Source organism: Streptomyces sp. NPDC021100 (assembly GCF_044333095.1).
Taxonomy (GTDB): Bacteria; Actinomycetota; Actinomycetes; order Streptomycetales; family Streptomycetaceae; genus Streptomyces.
Genome location: NZ_JBIRQH010000017.1, coordinates 23,286 through 40,457 on the forward strand (window position 1 = coordinate 23,286; position 17,172 = coordinate 40,457).

Consider the following 17,172-nt stretch of genomic DNA (forward strand, 5'->3'; position numbering starts at 1 on the left):
CCCTGCTGTCCTGGGGGGCCGGTGGTTCCTACGGTGGAGGTGCGGTGGTCTCGGGGCGGTACGCGGCCGGGTCGGACCCGGCGGGTCCTGCGGGCACGTCGTGATCGGGCGCGGCATGAGAGCGGCCGTGCCGCGGCCCGTGGCGGGGCAGCGTCCGGAAGACCCAGGCCCGGTACGCCCAGAAGCGGAACAGGGTGGCGGTGCCGATGCCGAGGAACTTGAAGAGGTTGCTCTGGAACGGCGAGCCCCAGCCGAAGCCGTAGGTGGCGATGTAGAGGACGCCGTTCTCGATGACCAGGCCGAGGGCGCTGAAGACCGCGAAGAGCAGCACCTCCCTGCTGCGGTGGCTCTTGTCGCGGTCGCGGTAGGTGAAGTACCGCAGGCCCAGGTAGTTGAAGGCGATGGCGACGACGGTGGCGACCACGCTGCACCGCACGACGGGGAGCCGGGTGATGCCCCGGCACAGGTTGAAGACGCCGAAGTTGACGAAGATCCCCAGCACCCCGACGGTGCCGAATTTCGCGAACTCGTGTCCGAGCGCCAACAGCCTCGCCGCACCGGGCAGGCGTCTCCCTCTTGCCGTCGTCTGTCGCAAGGGCATCTCCCGAAACGGTCGCCACGCATAGCGGACATTGCACGCAGACAGCCGATTGTAGTGTAATTTCCCGCGAAAACTAACGCAGTGCGACGATGCGACGACGATGCGCGAGGACAGTGGCATGACAGAGGCAGTACTGCTCGTCGGTGGCAAGGGCACTCGGCTCCAGCCGCTCACGCTGAACACACCCAAGCCCATGGTCCCCGCCGCGGGGGTGCCGTTCCTCGCCCACCAGCTCGCCCGGGCGCGGGCGGCCGGCGTCGACCACGTCGTGCTGGCCACCTCGTACCTCGCCGAGGTCTTCGAGCCGTACTTCGGCGACGGCTCCGCCTACGGCCTGCGGCTCACCTACGTCACCGAGGACCAGCCGCTCGGCACGGGCGGGGCGATCCGGGGCGCCGCCGACGCGCTCACCACCCGGCCGGGCGAACCCGTGCTCGTCTTCAACGGCGACATCCTCACCGGCCTCGACATCCCCGCCCTGCTCAGACGTCACGAGCAGGCCCAGGCCGACGTCACCCTGCACCTCACCCGGGTCGCCGACCCCCGGGCGTACGGCCTGGTCCCCACCGGCCCCGACGGCCGTGTGCTCGCCTTCACCGAGAAGCCCCGGCACCCGGACGAGATCGTCACCGATCAGATCAACGCCGGCTGCTACGTCTTCCGGCGGGAGGTCATCGACACCATCCCCGCCGGCCGCCCGGTCTCCGTCGAGCGGGAGACCTTCCCCGGGCTGCTGGACGGCGGCGCGCTGCTGCACGGCGTCGTCGACGCGTCGTACTGGCTGGACCTGGGCCGGCCCGCGTCGTTCATCCAGGCCTCCGCCGACCTGGTGCGCGGCATCGTCCGGTCCCCGGCGGTACCGGGCGAACCGGGCGAGCACCTGGTGCTGCCCGGCGCCCACGTCGAGCCCGGGGCCCGGCTGGCCGGCGGGACGGTCGTCGGCGCGGGGGCCCGGGTCGGGGCCGGTGCCGAGATCACCGGGTCCGTGGTGCTGGACGGAGCCCGGATCGAGGCGGGGGCGCGGATCCGGGCGTCCATGATCGGCACAGCCGCCCGGGTGGGGCCGCGCACCGTCCTGGACGGCGCCGTCATCGGCGATCACGCTGAAATCGGAGCGGACAACGAGCTGCGCGAAGGGGCCCGTGTCTGGTGCGGCACCGCCATTCCCGACGCCGCCATCCGCTTCGGCGCCGCCTGAACGGGGACCCGTCGTTCCGTACGCCCCGCCACCGCCCCCTACCGAAGAGGACAGCCCATGAGCGTTCCGCACACCCCCGCCGTCCTGACCCCGTTGCCCGCCGAATGGGCCCGCACGGTGACCACCGTGGTGATGCCCACCTACAACGAGGCGGAGAACCTCCCGATGATGGCGGAGGCGCTGATGGCGCTGCCGCTGGAGGGACTGCGGCTGCTGGTCGTGGACGACGACAGTCCGGACGGCACCGGAAAAGTCGCCGACCAGCTGGCCGAGAAGTACCACGAGCCCGGCCGCCGCCGCGTCTCCGTGCTGCACCGCACCACCAAGGAGGGCCTCGGGCGGGCGTACGCGGCCGGCATGGCGCGGGCCGTCGAGGACGGTGCCGCGTACGTCCTGCAGATGGACGCCGACGGCAGCCACCCGGTCGGCAAGGTCGCCGAGATGCTGGGCGTCGCCCTGTCCACCGGGGCGGACGTCGTCGTCGGCAGCCGGTACGTGCCCGGCGGCACGCTGTCCGCCGCCTGGGGGGCCCACCGCAGACTGCTCTCGCGCTGGGCCAACGCCTACGCGGGCACCATCCTCGGCACCCGGCTGCGCGACATCACCGGTGGCTTCAACCTGTGGAGCGCGGCGGCGCTGCGCTCCCTCGACCTCGACACCGTCGACAGCGCGGGCTACAGCTTCCAGGTCGAGGCCAAGTACCGGGCGCTGCGGGCCGGGTTCACGGTGGTGGAGGTGCCGATCCACTTCGAGGACCGGACGGCGGGGGAGTCCAAGATGAGCCTGGCGGTGCAGCTGGAATCGGTCGCGATGCCCTGGCGGCTGCGGGCCAAGGAGGTGCGTTCGAGCGGTGGGCGGGCCCGCTGAGCCGCGCGCCGTGACCACCCGGACGGAGGCCCCGCCGGCCGCCGGCGCCGCGACGGATCTGCCGTACCGCGCCCTGCTGCTGGTCACCCTGGTCCCGGCCGCGCTGCTGCTGGCCGCCGTGGTGCGGCTGCCGTGGGCCGGCGACCTGGGGATGCACGCGGCCGTGGTGGAACGGCTGCGCGCGGACCCGCTGCACCCGGGGCATCCGCTGGTGGACGCGGACGTGCCCAGCCCCTACTACTCGCCCTGGATGGTCCTGCTGGCGCTGCTCGCGGCGGCGACCGGGGCGAGCGCGCTGGCCGTGCTGCACCTCGCCGCGCTCGCCGGGCTCGTCGTGCTGGGCACCGGGGTGCGCGCGTTCGTCCGGACGCTGACCGGCCGGCGGGCGGCGGTGCCGCTGGCGCTGCTGTGCGTCCTCTTCCTGTACGGCACCCGGCTGTTCGCCTGGAGCGGGGTGCCCGGCCTGACCTCGCTGGCCCTGACCGTCGCCTATCCCAGCACGCTGGCGCTGGGGCTGGCGCTGCATCTGTGGGCCCTGCTGCGCCGGGCGGTCGGCGAGCGGTGGGGGACGGTCCGGTTTCTGGGGCTGGGGCTGCTGCTTGCCCTGGTGCTGCTGGTGCACCAATTCACGGGGGCCGTCACGGCGTTGGGGGTGGTGTCGGTGCTTCTCGGGGCGCGGCCTTTTCCCGCGCGCGCCGTCTGGCTCCGGGTGGGCGCCGGCGCGCTGCTCGCCGGCGCGGTGCTCGCGGCGTGGCCGTACTACCCGTTCACCGCGCTGTCCGGGGCCGACGGCCTGGAGGCGATCCATCGGCCGCTCTACCAGCATCTGGTGTCCAAGTTCTGCCTGGTGACCCTGGGACTGGTGGCGCTCTGTGTGCGATGGCGGCGGGACCGGCGCGATCCGCTGGTCCTCCTGTTCGCCCTGGGCGCGGCGGTGTTCGCGGCGGGCGGGCTGACGGGTCACTGGTCGTGGGGGCGGATCCTGCCCGCCGTGCTGCTCCCCGCCCAACTGGCCCTCGCGGTGGAGGCGGCCGGGCGGACCGGCCGCCGGGCTGGGCCGTTGCTCGCCGGGGCGACCGCCGCCGCCCTCCTGGTGGGAGCGTGCGTCCAGGCCGGGGCCGTGGCCTACGCCCTGCCGGCCCGCGCCGCCCGGATCGTCCGGGCGCACGTCCCGTCCATCGCCCCGTGGCCGTCGTTCACCTGGGCGGCCGCGCGGGTGCCGGCCGGGGAGACGGTCATGACCGACGACTACCACGCGCTGCGGATGCTGCCCGCCTACGGGCCGTACACCGTCGCCCCCGCCTACCCGGACGTGTTCCTCCCCGATGAACGGGAGCGCAGGACGGTGACACGCCGCTATTTCGCGCCCTCCGCCACGCGCGCGCAACGGCTGGGCGCCCTCCGGGAGTACGGGGCGCGGTGGGTGCTGCAGAAGGACGGCGGGCCCGGCCTGCCGCCCGACGACCCGGCCCTGCGGCGTGCCGCCCGGGGCCCCGGAGGACTGATGTTGCTGGAGGTGGAACGATGAGTGCGCCGGACGACGGGCCTCCGTCCCGGGACGGCTTCGCGCGCTGGATCGCCGGCCGGGCCTCGTGGCCCGTACTGGCGGCGGCCCTGCTGGTCTATGTGCTGAGCGCCGGGCGGATGCTGGGCGTCCGCCGGGCGGGCATGGACAACGCGGTCGTCGTCCGGGCCGCCCGCGCCCTGCTGGAGGGCGGCTCGCCGTACGCGGACAAACGGTTCCTTTACCTGCCGGGCGCGGTGTTCGCGGCGCTGCCGCAGGCGCCGTTCGGCAACGCGACGCTGTCCCGCGCGGTGCCGTTCGCCACCGCCGCCCTGGTGCTCGCCGGCGTCGCGCTCGCCCTGCGGATCTTCGGCGTCCGGGCGGACAGCCGGCTCGCCGCCGCCCTGACCGCCGGACTGGGCCTCTTCCTCCCCTTCCAGAGCATCGTCCACCTGGGCAACTGGACGGCAGCCTCGGCCGTGGCCTTCCCCGCCGCACTGCTGCTGGCCCTCCGCGGCCGCTGGACCGCGGCCGGCGTCACCGTCGGCCTGGCCGTCGCGCTCAAGCCGATGCTCGTGCCGCTGCTGCTGCTCTTCGTCCTCGCCCGGCGGTGGCGGGCGCTGGCCTGGGCGGTGGCCCTGCCCGCGGCGATCTCCCTCGCGGCGGCACTCGCCATGCCCCGGCCGGGGCTGTTCCTCACCAAGACGCTGCCGTTCCTGCTGCACGGCCAGGACGACTACGCCGCGCCCTTCGACGCCTCGTGGACCGCCGTCCTGCCCCGCCTCGGCGTCCCCCACCACCTGGCGTTCGTCTTCGCCGCCTGCGCCGCCGCGGCGGTGCTCGCCGTCGCCCGGCTGCGCTGGCGGCGCGGCGGTGACGAGGCGCTGCGGCTCGTCGAGTGCGGGGCGCTGCTGATGCTCGCCGCGTTCCTGGTGTCCCGGCCGTCCTTCCTGCACTACGCCCTGGTGATCGTGCCGGCGCTGGTCGCGTCGGTGGTGGTGCGGGGCGCCGCCGCGCGCTCGGTGTGGTTCTGGATGGCCCTGCTGCCGCAGCTCGCCGGGGTGCCCTGGCCCGAGCTGGGGAGCGCGCGGCGGCACGCCTTCAAGGACATCGTGATGTTCACCGGGATGGCGGCGGTGCTCGCGGTCAGCGCCTGGCGGAGCCGTCCGTGGACCGCCCGGCCGGTGACTGTCAGTGGCGCCGTCTACTCTCTGAGTAGTGATCCGGGTCCCCGGGATCCTTCCGAGATGAGGTGACTTGTGCCCGCCGCGCCCCCGCGTCCCGTCCCCGACGTCAGCGTCGTCGTCATCGTCCACAACGACGAGGACCGGCTGCCGCGCGCCGTGCGGTCCGTCCTCGGCCAGTCGCTGCGCAACCTCGAAGTGATCGTCGTGGATGACTGCTCCACCGACGGCACCCCCGAGCAGGTGCGCCGGCTGGCCGCCGCCGACTCGCGGGTGAGCGGCCTCCGGCTGCCCGTCAACAGCGGCGGCTGCGGGGCGCCGCGCAACGCGGGCATCGACGCCGCCCGCGCGCCGTACCTGATGTTCCTCGACAGCGACGACGAACTGCCGTACCACGCCTGCAAATCGCTGCTGCTCACCGCCGAACGGACCGGCGCCGACCTGGTGACCGGCGAGGTCACCCGGCTCTACGAGGCCACCGGCACCACCGGCCTCTGGTACCCCCGCCTGTTCTCCGAACCCCGCGTCGTGGAGGGCATCGAGTCGGCCCCCGAGTACTTCCTCGACCACCTCTCCACCAACAAGCTCTACCGCGCCGGCTTCCTCGCACGTCACCGGCTGCGCTTCCCCGAGGACATCCACTACGAGGACCTGTACTTCAGCGCCCGCGCCTACACGCTCGCCGAACGCTTCGCCGTCGTCCCCTGGTCCGTCTACACCTGGCGGCTGGCCGCCGACCCGGCCACCCTCTCCATCTCCTCCAGCCGGCACCGCATCCGCAATGTCGAGGACCGCGTCACCGCCTCCCGGCTGACCGACGCCTTCCTGGAGGAGGTGGGCCGCACGGAGCTCAGACCGGCCAAGGACGAGGCGTTCCTCCGCCACGCCCTGCGGCTCCACCTCGGCGACCTCCCGTTCCGGGACCGGCGGTGGACCGAGCGGTTCGCGGAGGTCGTCACCCCCTTCCTGGCCGACGTCGACCCGCGGGCGGTCGAGGCCCTCCCCCGGGAGCAGCGGATCTGCCAGTACCTGCTGAGCGCCGGGCGCCTCGCCGAGGCCGCCGAGTGCGCGCGCACCCTCGACCGGCCGCGGATCGCCCCGCGCCGCGTCGTCCGGCACGAGGGGCGCACCTACTGGGGCGGCACCGCGCCCGCGGACGCCCGGGAGGCCGCAGCACTCGACGTCACCGACTGGCACCTGGACGCCCAGCCCTTCACCACCGGCCCGCTGCGCCACGAGGTGACGCTCGTCGAACCGCACGGCACCCGGCTGCGGATCACCCTGCGCACCTACGACCCGGGCGGACTCCTCGCCGGGCCCGCCGACGTCACGGCCGAACTCCGCGTCACCGCCCGGGCCGCCCCCCTCGTCGTCCCCTTCGGCTACGCCCCGGCGCCCGACGACGCCGGTGTCCGCAGCGCGGAGCTCGTCCTCGACCTGGCCCGGGTGCCGCTCGGCCCCAAGGGCTTCACCGGCCGGCGCCATCCGGTGGTGACCCTCGGGCGGCTGGGGCTGCGCCGCACCGACCCCCTCCTCGCCCCCACCGGGCGGCCCGCGCTGCGGGCCCGCGTCGGCGGGCACGACGTCCGCGTCGGCTGCGAGGACGGGGGCCCGGGACGGCTGGAGATCCGGTGGGAGCGGACCGGCCCGCGGGCCCGCGCCGAAGTCCTGGCCCCGCACCTGGAACCCGTCCGCGCCCGCTGCGCGCGGCTGGCCCGCCGCGCCACCGGGCCCGGCGCCAAGGCGCTCGTCTCCCACGAGCTCCACCGGCTCCCCGTCGACGAACAGCTCGTCGTCTTCGAGGCCCTGGAGGGCCGCGGTTACGCCGACAGCCCCCGCTACATCCACGAGGAGCTGCTCCGCCGCGACCTCCCGCTGTACGCCGTCTGGTCGTACACCGGCAGCCGGGCCGGCTATCCGAAGGGCGTACCGCTGGTCCGGCGCGGCAGCTGGGAGTACGTCCGGACGGTCGCCCGCGCCCGCTACTGGATCGACTCGCACGGCTTCCCCGCCCACATCCCCAAGCACCCCGGCACCCGCTACCTCCAGACCTGGCACGGCCAGGCGCTCAAGCACATGGGCTACGACGCCCCCGAGCTGCGGCTCGCCGGGCCCGCCCGGCGGGCGCGGCACCGGGCCATGGTCGACCGCTGGGACGCCCTCATCGCCCCCAGCGAGGAGTTCGAACGCACCTTTGTGCGCGGCAACGCCTACGGCGGCGAGCTGCTGCGCACCGGTCTCCCGCGCAACGACGTCCTCGTCCGGTGGAACGAGCCCGCCCAGCGCGAGCGCGCCGCCGCCGCCCGCGAGCGGCTCGAAATCCCCGAGGGGAAGAAGGTGCTGCTCTACGCGCCGACCTTCCGTGACGGCGCGCGGGCCAGCGGCGAGTCGATCCGGGTGGACCTGGAGGAGCTGGTGCGCCGGGTGGGAGACGAGTGGACGGTGGTGGTCCGGCCGCATTACTACGAGCGGTTCACGGTCGCCCGGGAGGTGGGGCACGCGGTGCGCGACGGGCGGGAGTTCGCCGACCTGAACGACCTGCTGCTGGTCTCGGACGCGCTCCTCACCGACTACTCGTCCGTGATGTTCGACTACGTCAACCTGGGCCGGCCGGTGCTGCTCTACGCCGACGACTACCCGGCCTACCGGTCCACCCTGCGCGGCACCTACTACGAGCTGACGGACATCGCCCCGGGGCCGCTGCTCACCGAGACCGGTGAACTCGCCGCGGCGCTGCGGGACCTGGGCGCCGTACGGGAGGAGTGGGCGGGGGCGTACGAGCGGTTCCGGGCGCGGTTCAACCCGTACGAGACCGGGCGGGCCGCCAAGGCCGTGGTCGACCTCTTCTTCACCGGGGGCGCGCGATGAACCGGCCGCCGGGGAGCAGGGGTTCCGCCGCCTCCCGCCGCAACCTGTTCCTGGTCGGCATCGACGTGGACTCGATGGGCGGCTCCCAGCGGGTCCTGCACACCCTCGCCCAGGGCTTCGCGGAGCGCGGGCACCGGGTGGAGCTGATCGGCATCCGGCCCAGCCCCGAACCGCACACCTACCACGCGCGTCCCGCGTACCGCCGGGCCACGCTGCACCGCATGCCGGCGGCGCCCGCCCGGGACGCCGTCACCCCGGCCGAGCGGCTGCGGCCGTCCCGGCTGCGGGCCCTGCGCGCCGCGCGGCGGGACGGGGAGCGGGCCCGGGAGCGGCTCGCCCGGCGGTTCGCGGCCGTACCGCACGGCTACGTCGTCATCGGGTCGCCGTGGGCGGCGGACTGGCTGCGGACGGTGGACCACCGGCATCTGAAGGCCGTCGGCCAGTACCACGAGTCCTTCGCGCAGGCCGCGGCGTCCGCGAACCTCCGGCTGATCCTGCGGCACTACCCGGCCCTGGAGAAGGCGGTGTTCCTCAGTGAACCGGACGCCGAGGAGTTCCGCCGCCGGCGTCTGCCCAACGCGGCGGTGGTGCCCAATCCGCTCCCCTTCGCCCCCGGTCCGCCGGCGCCGCTGGACACCCGGTGCGTCGGCGCGGTCGGCCGGCTCGATCCGGTCAAACGGCTGGACCGCCTCGTCGACGCGTTCGCGGCGGCCTGCGCCGGGCGGCCGGACTGGGAGCTGCACTTCTTCGGGGACGGCCCGGAGGAGGCGGCCCTTCGGGAACGCGCCGTACGGCACGGGATCGCGGAACGGGTCCGTTTCCGGGGCACGGTGCGGGACATGGCCGCCGCCTACCGGGAGCTGTCCGTGGTGGCGCTCACCAGCGAGTGCGAGGGCCGTCCCATGGCGCTGGCGGAGGCGTCCGCCTGCGGGGTGCCGTGCGTGAGCTTCGATCTGTCGGGAGGGGTGCGGGAGTTGGTGGACCACGGGCGGACCGGGGTGCTGGTGCCGCCGGGGGACGGGGACGCTCTGGCCGCGGCGCTGGGGGAGTTGGTGCGGGACGCGGGGCTGCGGGAGCGGTACGGGCGGGCCGCGCGGGAGCACGTGGCGCCACTGGCGCTGCCGGGGGTGCTGGACCGGTGGGAGGAGCTGTTCGAGGAGGTGGACCGGTGAGAGCGGGGCGCGGGGGTGGTCTTCGGTGGTGTCGTCGGACGGTTCGGAGGGTGGGGGACGGGCGCGGCTCGCGGTGGCGCCGGAAGGCGGGTACGGGTGGCGGTGTTCGGTCTCGCTGGTGCCGGGGCGGTTCTCCGTGGTGTCGGCGTGAGAGGGCGGCGGGGGCCCGGTCCGGGCGGGACGTGGCGGGTCTGTTCCGGTCGTTCCGGTCATTACGGACGGGCGGTTCGGCGGCGGCGGAGCCGACGCGCGGCCAGGAGCAGGGCGCACCGCAGTCCGGCGGCGACCCGCAGGGAGAGCGAGCCGTTCGCCGCCGCGTACGGGCGCACCAGCAGCAGCCCGTGGCGGGCGCTCGGCAGGGCGCGGCGGCCCAGGGTGCCGCCGGCCGCCCGGACGGCGGTGCGGATGACGCCGCCGTGCGCGCAGTGCAGCCGGACCCGCAGGTCCCAGGTGCGCGGCCGGTGGCCGTGGCCCGGCGCGGCCAGCGAGGCCAGGCCGACCCACAGCCGGGCGGTCCAGTCGGGGCCGTCGGGCGAGAGGGGGGCACGGACTTCGAGCGCCGTTCCGCCGCCGCGCGGCCGGAGTTCGAGGTCCACGGTGTGCGGGCGGGCCGTGGCGAGCCGTCCGTAGAGTTCGTGGACGCGGAGCCGGAGCTCGGCCCGGGGCGGGCCGGTCAGCAGGCGGAGCGTAGCGTCGACGGTCACCGGCAGCCGGCGGGCGGGCGCGGCGCCGGGGCCGACGAGGCCGTCGAGGGTGACCGCGGGCAGGTCGTCCGCCCAGACGGGACGGTCACCGGCCCGGGCGTAGGGCGGCAGCAGCCGGGCCGGGTGGGCGGCGAGCTGGGCGAGGCGGTCCAGGTCGCGCGGGTCCGCGGCGGCCAGGACGACCCGGGCGATCCAGCGGGCGGGGGCCCGGGCCGCGGCCAGTTCGGCCTCGGCATAGCCGGTCAGGCACTCGCGGGTGGCGCGCCACCAGGCGTGCCGGTAGCCGTCGCCGCGGGCGGGCAGCTCCCGGACGTACATGCGCAGGTCGTGGTCGAGGAACTTCACCCGGGCGGCGTGTGCGAGCGGGTCCAGGCCGGCCGCACGGTAGATCTCCACCCCGCGCCGGTGGGCGCGCAGCCGGGCGTGCCAGTTGCCGATCCGGTCCCGGTCCAGGGAGATCGACGGTCGGCGGGCGCCGCGCCGCACGTGCCAGACGTAGACGGTGTCGGGGACGGTCGCGATGCGGGGGGCGGCGGCGAGGAGGCGGGCGCTGAACACGAAGTCCTCGTAGGGATAGGCCCCTTCGGGGAAGGTGACGCCGTGCTCGGTGAGGAAGCGGCGGTCGTAGAGCTTGTTGACGCAGAGGGTGTCGTGGAGGAGCGCGGGATGGTGTTCGGGGGAGGGGTGCAGGGCGGCGGCGCGGTAGAGGCCGGGCTGCCAGCGGGTGTCGAGGCGCTGGGGGAGTTCCCGGCGGACGCACAGGCCGGCGGCGACGGGTGCCGCGTGGCGGAGGGCGGCGGCCAGGAGCGTCTCCGCGGCGCCCTCGGGGAGGACGTCGTCGCTGTCGAGGAACATCACATAGGGCGTCCCCGCGGCCCGGACGCCGTCGTTGCGCGGGGTGCCGCAGCCGCCGCTGTTGACGGCGCGGTGGACGACCCGGAGCCGGGGGTCGCGGGCGGCCAGCCGGTCGAGGACGGCGCCGGTGCCGTCCGTGGAGGCGTCGTCGACGGCGATGACCTCGGCGACGGCGGGGCCCTGCGCGAGGGCCGACCGCACGGCGGTGGCGATGTGGGAGGCGTCGTCGTAGCCGATGACGATCACGGTGACGAGGCCGGTGGGCAGGGTGCCGGGAGCGTGTGGCAGGGCAGGGGTTCCGCTCTCGTTCACTGTCACGAAAGACATTTTTATCGGTTAAGAGGGATGAATCGGGTGATTCTGGGTCCGGGTGTGCCGGGCGCGGGTCGCTGATCACGGACGGGAAGGGGGAGGCGATGGTGCGGGGGCCATTGCGCGCGGTGCTGACCGGGCGGGGCGGTTCCGGGGCCGCGGCCGGGGACCGCGCGGACGGCGGAGACGGTGCCGGAGAGGGCGTCGTCGGGAAGGGGGGCGGCGCGGGAGCGGCGGCCGGGCCGGTGCCCGGGGCGCGGGACGGCGGGGGTGATCCGCCGCCCGGACGGGCGCGGGGGCGGCCGGACGGGACAGCCGGGGGCGCGGGCCGCGCGGACCGCTCACGTGCGGCGATGGCGGCCGTCCTGCTGCCGGCCGGGGTGATGCTCGTCCTCGGTCTGTGGGGGCTGGACCGTGGGACCGTGTGGCGCGACGAGGGGGCCACCCTTCAGGTGGCCCGCCGGTCGCTGCCGGAGATCTTCAAGCTGCTCCGTGACATCGACCTCGTCCACGGCCTGTACTACCTGCTGATGCACGCCGTCATGGCCGTGCACGACGACGAGGTGACGCTGCGGCTGCCCTCCGTCGTCGCGGCGGCCGGGGCGGCGGCCCTCGTCGCCGCGATCGGGTGCCGGCTCGCGCGGCCCCGGGTGGGGCTGTGGGCCGGGCTGGCGTACGCGGTCACCCCGTTCGTCGGGTACTACGCCCAGGAAGGGCGCTCCTACGCGCTGGTCGCGGCGGGCGCCGCGGGGGCCACCTGGCTGCTGGTGCGGGCCGCCGAACAGGGGACCGGGCTCCGCTGGGCCGGCTACGGGGCCGCCGTCGCCGTCACCTCCCTGCTGCACGAGTTCGCGATCCTGCTGCTCGCGGCGCACGGGCTGACCCTCCTCGGCTCCCGGGTGCCGTGGCGGACCTGGCGCGGGTGGCTGTGCGCGGCTCTCGCCGCGTGCGCGGCGGTGGCACCGTTGGCGGTGCTGTCCCGGCGGCAGAGCGCGCAGGTCTCCTGGATCCGGACGCCCGGATACGCGGAGGCGAAGGGGCTCGTGCTCGCCTTCACGGGCCCCACCGGCCTCGTCGCCGGCGCGACACTGGCGCTGGCCGTGCTCGCCCTGCTGGCGCCGCTGCCGCGGACCGGCCCGCCCGGGGCGCGGCGGCTCCCGCTGAACGCGGTGGCCCTGCCGCTCGCGGTCGTCCCGCCCGTCCTCCTCTACGCCGCGTCGCAGCGCACGCCCCTGTTCCTGGACCGGTACCTGCTGTTCAGCCTGGCGGGTGTCCCGCTGCTGGCCGCCGCGGGGCTGGAGCGGGTGCTGGGGGCGCTGCCCGGGCGGCGGGCGGTGGCGGCGGCCGGGGCGGTCCTGGTGGCGGCCGGGTTCCTGTGGCAGCTGCCCCAGCAGCAGCGCGAACGGCTGCCGGGCAGTCGCGGGGACGAACCGGCGGGGGTGGCCCGGGCGCTCGGGCGGCTGGCGCGGCCGGGGGACGCGGTGCTGTTCCTGCCGCACCACGAACGGCGGATAGCCCTGTTCTACCCGGAGGAGTTCACCGGCCTGCGGGACCTCACCCTCGGGCGCTCGGCCGCCGCCTCCGGCACGCTCTACGGGGAGGAGGCCGGCGCGGCGGAGCTGCGCGCACGGCTGGCCGCGCTGCCGGCGGACCGGCCGGTGTGGGTGGTGTCGGACACGACCACCGTCGGCGGCCGCTGGTTCCGCGCCCAGCGCGCGGAGACCGCCAAGACCCGGGTGCTGGCCGAACTGTGCCGCGAGCGGCCGGAGTCGACGGTGTACGTGCGCGGCGGCTCGGTCTCGGAGTACCACTGCGGCCCGCGGCGGGGGCGGGGGCCGTGACCGGCGGGGGAGGAACGGCCGGCGCTCGTCCGGCCGCTCCTCCCGCCGGGTGCCGCGTTACTTCACCGCGCCCGCCATCACACCGCTGACGAACTGCCGTTGGAAGGCGAAGAACACCGCCAGCGGCACGATCATGGAGAGGAAGGCGCCCGAGGCGAGGATGTCCACGTTGTCGCCGAACTGCCGGACCTGCTGCTGGAGCGCCACGGTGATCGGGGGGTTGGCGCTGTCCGCGAAGATCAGCCCGACCAGCATGTCGTTCCACACCCAGAGGAACTGGAAGATCCCCAGGGAGGCGATGGCCGGCCCGCCCAGCGGCAGCACCACCCGGAAGAACAGCCGGAACTCGCCCGCGCCGTCCAGCCGGGCCGCCTCCAGGAGTTCGCGGGGGATCTCGGCGAAGAAGTTGCGCAGCAGGAAGATGGCGAACGGCAGCCCGAACGCCGTGTGGAAGAGCACCACGCCCACGGTCGTCTCGAAGATGCCGAGCGTGTTGAAGAGCTTCGCGACCGGGATGAGGGCGACCTGGACGGGCACCACGAGGAGGGCGACGACGGCCATGAACCACCAGTCCCGGCCCGGGAAGTCGAGCCAGGCGAAGGCGTAGCCCGCGAACGCGCCGACGAGGATCACCAGGACCGTCGCCGGCACGGTGATGAAGGTGGTGGTGAGCAGCGAGTGCATCACCTTGTCGTTGTGGAACAGCGTGTCGTAGCTCGACGTCGTCAGCTGCCCCGGGTGGCTGAAGACCTTCCACCACCCGGAGGCCGCGATGTCCGACCGGTCCCGGAGCGAGGAGAGGAGCAGTCCGACCGTCGGCATCAGCCAGAACAGCCCGACGGCGACGAGGAAGAACCGGGTGACGCCGCCGCCGAGGCGGGAGGCCAGCCGGGCGGGCAGGGACCGTCGGCGCCGCACGGAACCGGCGGAGGGCGCGGGTGCGCCGGTGAGGGGGTCCGCAGTGGTCATCGCCGCCGCTCCTTACGCATGCGCCGGATGTTCACGATCACCACCGGCAGCACCAGCAACAGCAGGAGCACGGCGATGGCGCTGCCCAGCCCCTGGTTGACGGCCGTGCCGAAGGACGACTGGTAGAGCTGGAGCGCCAGCACGTTGGCGTCGGGCAGGCTGGAGCCGGGGGCGATGATGTACACGAGGTCGAAGATCTTCAGGACGTTGATCACCAGCGTGATGACGACGACCCCGAGCACGGGTGCCAGCAGCGGCACCGTGACCCGGCGGAAGACCTGCCACTCGTTGGCGCCGTCCACCCGGGCGGCCTCCAGGAGTTCGCGGGGCACGCCCGCCAGGCCCGCTGCGATGAGCACCATCGCGAAGCCGGCCCACATCCAGATGTACGCGCCGATGATCGAGGGGGTGACCAGCGTCGGGCCGAGCCATTCGGCGCCGCTGTAGCGCTCGGCGAAGTTGTCCGCCGGGAGCCGCAGCCGGGCGCCGTCGGCCTTCGCCGGGAGCGTGAACGTCCCGTCGGCGGCGGTGGTGGCGGATGCCACCGTCCGGCCGTCCTTCACGGCCTGCACGGTGATGCCCGACAGGGCCTTCTCACCCTGGTCGATCCGGCCCGGCGTGCCGCCGCCGCCCCGGACGAAGTCCAGCCAGACGGTGCCCGTCACCTTCCCGGGTTCGGGCCGGGCGGCCACGGCGTCGCGCGCCCCCTTGGCGTCCTCCGGCTTCACCGCCACCAGCGGCACCGCCGCCGGGCTGCCCTGCCGCAGCACCGTCTTGGAGGTGAACGAGCCGTCGGAGGCGGCGGCCAGGTCGCCGTTGGGCCGAGGGCGTGCGCCCGGGTAGGGCGCGGGGTCGGAGAAGGTGTCGTGGATGCCGACCCACACGGCGTTCGCGACGCCGCGGTCCGGGTCCTGCTCGTACACCAGGCGGAAGATGATGCCCGCGGCGAGCATGGAGATCGCCATCGGCATGAAGACGATCATCTTGAACGCCGTTCCCCAGCGCACCCGTTCGGTCAGCACGGCGAAGATCAGGCCGAGGACGGTGGCGATGCTGGGGGCGACGACGACCCAGATGACGTTGTTCTTCAGGGCGGTGCGGATCCGGTCGTCGGAGAAGACCTCGTGGTAGTTGTCCAGCCCCACGAAGCCGTCGCCCGAGGCGTCGAAGAGGCTGCGGTGGACGGACCAGCCGATCGGGTAGACGACCAGCGCGCCCAGCAGGGCCAGCGCGGGCAGCAGGAACAGCGCGGCCACCCAGGGGCGGGTGCCCAGGACGGTCCGCCGTCCCCGTGGTGTGCGCGCCGGCGGCACGGTGCCGGGGCCCGGTGGGACCCCCGTCGTGACGGAGCTCATGGGACCGGGCCCGTCAGTTCTTGAACGCCTTGGCCGCGTCGGTCTCCAGCCGCTGCTGGATGCCCGCCACGTCCGCCGGGTTCCGCAGGAAGTCCTGGAGGGCCTTCCACTCGCCCTGGCCCGGCTTGCCGCCGAAGGCCGCCGGCGCCTGGTCCGACATGTCGAACCGGAACGCGTCGCCGGCCTGGACCAGCGCCTTGGCGATGGTCCGCTGGGTGTCGTCCGGATAGGCGGCGAGGTCCAGGTTCTTGTTGCCCGAGATGAAGCCGCCCCGGTGGGCCCAGACCTGGGCCGCGTCCGGCGAGGCCAGGAACGTCAGCAGCGCCTGTGCGGCCTGCCCGTCCTTGAGCGCCACGCCCACGTCGCCGCCGGTGACCACCGGCGCCTGGGCGCCGACCTTCGGGAACGGGAAGACCTTGGCGTCCGTGCCGATCTTCGCCTTGGCGGCCGTGATGTTGGCGGCGGCGAAGTCCCCCTCGTAGACCATGGCGGCTTTCGCCTTCTCGCCGCCGCTGAACGTCTGGGTGACGGAGGTGGGGAACTGCGTCTGGAGCGCCCCGCTGTTGCCGCCCGCCAGCAGCTCCTTCTTGCCGAGCAACTGTCCCAGCGTGGTGAGGGCGTCCTTGACGGACGGATCCGTCCACTTGATCTTGTGTGCGGCCAGCTGGTCGTACTTCTCGGGACCGGCCTGGGAGAGGTAGATGTTCTCGAACCAGTCGGTGAGCGTCCAGCCGTCCGCGCCGCCGACGGAGACCGGGGAGACGCCGTAGTCGGCGATCGCCTGGGCCGTCTTCATCAGCTCCGGCCAGGTCGCCGGCTCCTTGACGCCCGCGGCGTCGAAGATCTTGGTGTTGTACCAGACCAGTGACTTGTTGCTGGCCTTGAAGTAGACCCCGTACGGCTTGCCCTGGTGGGAGCCGAGGTCCACCCAGCCCTTGGCGAAGTTCTTCCGCAGCTCCGCCGTGGCCTCGGTGGAGAGCGGTTTCAGCCAGCCCTTCTCCGCGAACTCGCGGAGGGCGCCCGGCTGTTGCAGGAGTGCGACGTCCGGCGGGTCACCGCCCGCGACCTTCGAACCGATGAACGCCGACATGTCGTCACCGCTGGGGACGTACGACACCGAGGCGCCGGTGCGCTTGGCGAACTCGTCGAGCACCTTGGTGAAGTTGGCCTGCTCGGCGCCGGTCCAGACGGCGGTCACCTTGATCTTCTGCCCGTTCAGCTTGGGGAGCCGGACGGTATTCGGTATGACGTCCGAGGAGCCGGACGCGGTGACGTTCGGCTTCCCCTCGTCCTTCTTGCCGTCGCTGTCACTGTCACCGTCACCGCCGCAGGCCGCCGCCGACAGGGCCAGGGCGCCCGAGGCCAGTACCGCCAGCGCGCCGCGCGCCACGCGGTTCCTCCACAGCGTTGTACGCATTGCCGTCCCTTCCGTGCCCGGTCGCAGCGGACGGCCGCCCCGTACGTCGTCCCCCGTACGACCGCACTCCCGTGCGACAGTCCTACGCCGCCCCGGAGGTGCCCGCAATAGCGGTCCCGGTGTCAACTCGCCGATCGTGACCGGGATGTGATGTCGCGTGGGCAGGCGCGCGGAAACGGCCGGGGAGGAGCGGGAACGGTGGGGCGGAAGGGCCCGGAAGGTGCCGTTGGCGCCGGTTCCGCCCGGGGTGTCGGCGGGTGTCCCGGGCGGGGCGAGGCGGGGTGGGGTGGGGTGGCGATGGGCGTTCCCCTGGGCCGGGAGCGGA

12 protein-coding genes are annotated in these 17,172 nt (G+C 74.4%); 7 read left to right on the plus strand and 5 right to left on the minus strand.

Annotation, left to right across the window (positions count from 1 at the left end; all coding sequences use genetic code 11):
- Nucleotides 1-28: 28 nt before the first annotated feature.
- Nucleotides 29-601, minus strand: coding sequence for a GtrA family protein (locus ACH4PU_RS26350; protein WP_398276864.1), 573 nt, complete (start codon nt 599-601; stop codon nt 29-31).
- 118 nt (nt 602-719) lie between these two features.
- On the opposite strand from ACH4PU_RS26350, the gene ACH4PU_RS26355 reads away from it, so the two are divergent.
- Genes ACH4PU_RS26355 through ACH4PU_RS26380 form a run of 6 tightly spaced genes read left to right on the plus strand, consistent with a single transcriptional unit; the run spans nt 720 to nt 9,394 of the window.
- On the plus strand, nt 720-1,799 hold the full coding sequence (locus tag ACH4PU_RS26355; protein ID WP_398276867.1) for a sugar phosphate nucleotidyltransferase: 1,080 nt from the start codon (nt 720-722) through the stop codon (nt 1,797-1,799).
- Between the two features lie 57 nt (nt 1,800-1,856).
- Entirely contained in the window at nt 1,857-2,666 is an 810-nt protein-coding gene (locus ACH4PU_RS26360) for a polyprenol monophosphomannose synthase (RefSeq protein ID WP_398276870.1), read from the plus strand.
- A 10-nt stretch (nt 2,667-2,676) separates the two neighbouring features.
- Entirely contained in the window at nt 2,677-4,194 is a 1,518-nt protein-coding gene (locus ACH4PU_RS26365; protein WP_398276873.1) for a hypothetical protein, read from the plus strand.
- Nucleotides 4,191-5,426, plus strand: a complete 1,236-nt coding sequence (locus tag ACH4PU_RS26370) for a glycosyltransferase 87 family protein (RefSeq protein ID WP_398276876.1) — start codon at nt 4,191-4,193, stop codon at nt 5,424-5,426. The genes ACH4PU_RS26365 and ACH4PU_RS26370 overlap by 4 nt, the downstream gene beginning before the upstream one ends.
- A gap of 3 nt (nt 5,427-5,429) precedes the next feature.
- Nucleotides 5,430-8,222, plus strand: coding sequence for a CDP-glycerol glycerophosphotransferase family protein (locus tag ACH4PU_RS26375; RefSeq protein WP_398276879.1), 2,793 nt, complete (start codon nt 5,430-5,432; stop codon nt 8,220-8,222).
- Nucleotides 8,219-9,394, plus strand: a complete 1,176-nt coding sequence (locus ACH4PU_RS26380; protein ID WP_398276882.1) for a glycosyltransferase — start codon at nt 8,219-8,221, stop codon at nt 9,392-9,394. The genes ACH4PU_RS26375 and ACH4PU_RS26380 overlap by 4 nt, the downstream gene beginning before the upstream one ends.
- 212 nt (nt 9,395-9,606) lie before the next feature.
- Here ACH4PU_RS26380 and ACH4PU_RS26385 read toward each other — a convergent pair whose 3' ends face one another.
- On the minus strand, nt 9,607-11,265 hold the full coding sequence (locus tag ACH4PU_RS26385; protein WP_398277237.1) for a glycosyltransferase family 2 protein: 1,659 nt from the start codon (nt 11,263-11,265) through the stop codon (nt 9,607-9,609).
- A 353-nt stretch (nt 11,266-11,618) separates the two neighbouring features.
- Here ACH4PU_RS26385 and ACH4PU_RS26390 point away from each other — a divergent pair, with 353 nt between their 5' ends.
- The gene (locus ACH4PU_RS26390) at nt 11,619-13,106 is read left to right on the plus strand and encodes a glycosyltransferase family 39 protein (RefSeq protein WP_398276885.1); all 1,488 of its coding nucleotides are present in this window, start codon (nt 11,619-11,621) and stop codon (nt 13,104-13,106) included.
- 57 nt (nt 13,107-13,163) lie between these two features.
- Here the strand turns inward: ACH4PU_RS26390 and ACH4PU_RS26395 are convergent, their stop codons facing one another.
- The 3 genes from ACH4PU_RS26395 to ACH4PU_RS26405 are packed head-to-tail and all read right to left on the minus strand — an operon-like array spanning nt 13,164 to nt 16,847.
- Entirely contained in the window at nt 13,164-14,075 is a 912-nt protein-coding gene (locus ACH4PU_RS26395; RefSeq protein WP_398276888.1) for a carbohydrate ABC transporter permease, read from the minus strand.
- Nucleotides 14,072-15,430: a carbohydrate ABC transporter permease gene (locus tag ACH4PU_RS26400; RefSeq protein WP_398276891.1), complete on the minus strand. Its 1,359-nt coding sequence runs from the start codon at nt 15,428-15,430 to the stop codon at nt 14,072-14,074. The genes ACH4PU_RS26395 and ACH4PU_RS26400 overlap by 4 nt, the downstream gene beginning before the upstream one ends.
- Before the next feature lie 13 nt (nt 15,431-15,443).
- On the minus strand, nt 15,444-16,847 hold the full coding sequence (locus ACH4PU_RS26405) for an ABC transporter substrate-binding protein (protein ID WP_398276894.1): 1,404 nt from the start codon (nt 16,845-16,847) through the stop codon (nt 15,444-15,446).
- Nucleotides 16,848-17,172 lie beyond the last annotated feature (325 nt).

What these genes read in the sequence shown, in the direction of transcription:
- ACH4PU_RS26405 (WP_398276894.1), bottom strand. Translation starts at nt 16,847, where the DNA reads ATGCGTACAACGCTGTGGAGGAACCGCGTGGCGCGCGGCGCGCTGGCG.
- ACH4PU_RS26355 (WP_398276867.1), top strand. Translation starts at nt 720, where the DNA reads ATGACAGAGGCAGTACTGCTCGTCGGTGGCAAGGGCACTCGGCTCCAG.
- ACH4PU_RS26380 (WP_398276882.1), top strand. Translation starts at nt 8,219, where the DNA reads ATGAACCGGCCGCCGGGGAGCAGGGGTTCCGCCGCCTCCCGCCGCAAC.
- ACH4PU_RS26370 (WP_398276876.1), top strand. Translation starts at nt 4,191, where the DNA reads ATGAGTGCGCCGGACGACGGGCCTCCGTCCCGGGACGGCTTCGCGCGC.
- ACH4PU_RS26390 (WP_398276885.1), top strand. Translation starts at nt 11,619, where the DNA reads ATGGCGGCCGTCCTGCTGCCGGCCGGGGTGATGCTCGTCCTCGGTCTG.
- ACH4PU_RS26350 (WP_398276864.1), bottom strand. Translation starts at nt 601, where the DNA reads ATGCCCTTGCGACAGACGACGGCAAGAGGGAGACGCCTGCCCGGTGCG.
- ACH4PU_RS26360 (WP_398276870.1), top strand. Translation starts at nt 1,857, where the DNA reads ATGAGCGTTCCGCACACCCCCGCCGTCCTGACCCCGTTGCCCGCCGAA.
- ACH4PU_RS26395 (WP_398276888.1), bottom strand. Translation starts at nt 14,075, where the DNA reads ATGACCACTGCGGACCCCCTCACCGGCGCACCCGCGCCCTCCGCCGGT.
- ACH4PU_RS26400 (WP_398276891.1), bottom strand. Translation starts at nt 15,430, where the DNA reads ATGAGCTCCGTCACGACGGGGGTCCCACCGGGCCCCGGCACCGTGCCG.